The sequence below is a fragment of the Dehalococcoidia bacterium genome (genome assembly GCA_041653995.1).
GTDB lineage: Bacteria > Chloroflexota > Dehalococcoidia > GIF9 > UBA5629 > CAIMUM01.
The window spans coordinates 1-2,885 of record JBAZEK010000051.1 but is presented as its reverse complement, the minus strand read 5'-3'; the positions used below and the strand labels follow the sequence as shown (position 1 = coordinate 2,885).

The 2,885-nt window shown below is 50.4% G+C and carries 1 protein-coding gene; it reads right to left on the bottom strand.

Annotated features, from left to right (window positions below):
* Nucleotides 1-2,829, bottom strand: a 2,829-nt coding sequence (locus tag WC359_15175; GenBank protein ID MFA5401792.1) for an efflux RND transporter permease subunit, incomplete at its 3' end; no start/stop codon positions are given.
* Nucleotides 2,830-2,885 lie beyond the last annotated feature (56 nt).

The following is a 2,885-nucleotide window of genomic DNA, read 5'->3' as shown; positions in this document are numbered from 1 at the left end:
TAACCCTAAGGTAGTCAAGAACCCGATCTGGAAGTAGACGTCATTAGGCATGCCGCGTAAACTCGTTGCCAGCGTCGCTCCGAAAACGCCCAGCGGAAGCATTAACAGATTAACCATCGGGATACTCCAGCTTTCATATAGCGCTGCCACGCACAAAAAGATGATCAGAATAGAAAAAACATAAAGCGGGCCTGTCTGTGCTCCGGCCTGGCGTTCCTGGTAAGAAAGCCCGGTCCAATCATAACCAAACTCCCGGGGAAGCTTAGCAGCAATCTGCTCCATAGTCTTCATTGCTTCTCCTGAACTTTTTCCCTTAGCTGCTTCGCCTAGGATATTAATAGAAGGGAAAGCATTGTAACGCTCTAATTTCGGAGACCCGAAAATCCAGTGGCCGGAGGCAAACGAAGAATAAGGGACCATCTTTCCCTGGGAGTTACGCACATAAAGATGCTTCAGGTCTTCGGGCAGCATACGGTAAGGAGCATCCGCCTGGATGTCTACGTGCTTGATCCGGCCGTCTTTAATAAAATCATTCACATAGCTGCTGCCAAAAGCAGTAGAAATCGCATCCTGAATAGCAGCAATCGAAACACCCAGGCTCCCGGCCTTCTCCCAATCTATATCAATCTTATATTGAGCCACATCTTCCAGGCCGTTTGCCCGCACGCGGGTTAAGCGCGGGTCATTATACGCCATCTCCAGGAGCTTATTCCGGGCTTCCATCAGCTTCCCGTGCCCTGCGCCGCCGCGATCCTGCAGCTGGAAATCAAAACCTTTAGCGCTGCCTAATTCAATGATTGCCGGGGGAGAAAAAACAAAAACCAGCGCCTCTTTATAAGACATAAATTTCTTCATGGCCCGGTCGGCTATCGCGTCTGCCTTTAGCTCCGCCTTCTTGCGCAGATCCCAGTCCTTAAGCTTGATAAAAGCCAAACCGGTATTCTGTCCGCGGCCGGCCTGGTTCATCCCGGAAGCAGTTAAAATAGATTCAACTGCTTCTTTTTCATTATCTATAAAATATTGCCTGACCTTTTCCATTACCGCTTCCGATTGTTCCAGGGTAGAACCCGAAGGTAAATTGCCCATAATAATTAAAACTCCCTGGTCCTCATCCGGCAGATAACCCGTAGGCATCCGGATAAGCAGGAATAACATTGCTGCCACGATTATAAAATAGAAAAAGATATAACGCGCGCTCTTATTAAAAGAATGGCCTACCAAACGCACATATAAGTCGCGGACCCGGAAAAAATTCCGGTCAAACCAGCTAAAGAACGGCCGCAGCAGCCAGATCCCTCCTTCGGCAGGCTGATGGCCTTTGGCTACCGGTTTCAGGAACGTCGCGCAAAGGACCGGAGTCAGGATTAAGGCTACAACTACCGACAGAAGCATGGAAGCAATGATGGTGACAGAAAACTGGCGGTAAATAATACCGGTGGAACCTGCGAAAAACGCCATCGGCCCAAAGACCGCCGAGAGGACCAACCCGATACCGATCAGCGCGGGAGTGATCTGTTCCATGGATTTAGCGGCAGCCTCCCGCGGAGAGAGACCCTCTTCCCGCATCAGGCGCTCTACGTTTTCGACTACGACGATCGCGTCATCTACGAGTAAACCGATAGCCAGGACCATGGCGAACATCGTCAACATGTTAATGGAAAAACCAAAGAGCCCCAGCGCGGCGAAAGTCCCCAACAAAACTACGGGCACGGCAATCGTCGGGATAAGCGTCGCCCTTATATTCCCCATAAATACATACATAACCAGAAAAACCAGCACGATTGCCGCAGCCAGGGTCTTAACTACCTCTTTGATAGCTACGCGGGTAAAAGGCGTAGTATCATAGGGATAATTTACTTTCATCCCTTGAGGAAAATAACGGCTTAACTCTTTCATCTTCGCTTTGATTGCATCTACCGTATTCAGCGAATTAGCCCCGGGTTCCTGGCGGATAGCCAGGGCTGCCGCTGGCTGGCCCTTATTGAAGTAAACCTTTATATCCGCCTGGTCGCTGCCTAATTCTGTGCGGCCCACATCTTTAATCCGGATGACCGAACCATCAGGATTGATGCGCACAGGGACATTGGAAAACTCCTCGGGAGTCTTAAGCAGGCTTTGCACTATAATGGAAGCATTCAAACGCTGGCCGCTTACTGCCGGAGCGCCTCCGAACTGGCCTCCGGAAACCTCAATATTGTAATTCTTTAACGCCTGGGCAACATCTTCCACGGTCAATCCGAAGCTCGTCAGCTTCTTAGGGTCAAACCAGACACGCATAGCGTATTCGCTGCCCATACCCTCGGCTTCGCCGACTCCGGGCACGCGCGCCAGGACCGGCTGGATAACACTGATCATATAATCGCGCAGATCAATTTCGTTCATGCTGCCGTCTTCGGAGACCAATCCCACAATTATAAGATAATTATGAGTAGACTTTTGCACTGAAACACCCCTGCGCTGCACTGAATCCGGCAGGCGCGGCATAGCCAGTTGAAGCTTGTTTTGCACTTTAGACCAGGCAATATCCGGGTCAGTCCCCGGAGCAAAGGTCAATTCAATAGCCGACATACCGGAGGAATCGCTTGAGCTGGACATATAGAGCATCCTGTCCAGGCCGGTCATTTGCTGCTCAATGATCTGGGTTACGCTATTCTCCACAGTCTCTGCCGAGGCGCCGGTATAAAGAGAGCTTATGCGGATTGACGGCGGAGCAATAGGCGGATATTGCGCGACAGGCAGAGTATAAACAGCCAAACCGCCTAAAACCATTATCATAATGGCAATTACCCAGGCAAAAACAGGGCGTTCAAGAAAGAATTTTGATAGCATAAAACCTCCGTTAACCCTTACCGCTGGAAACTGCAGCTACCCTGACCGAGCTGCCG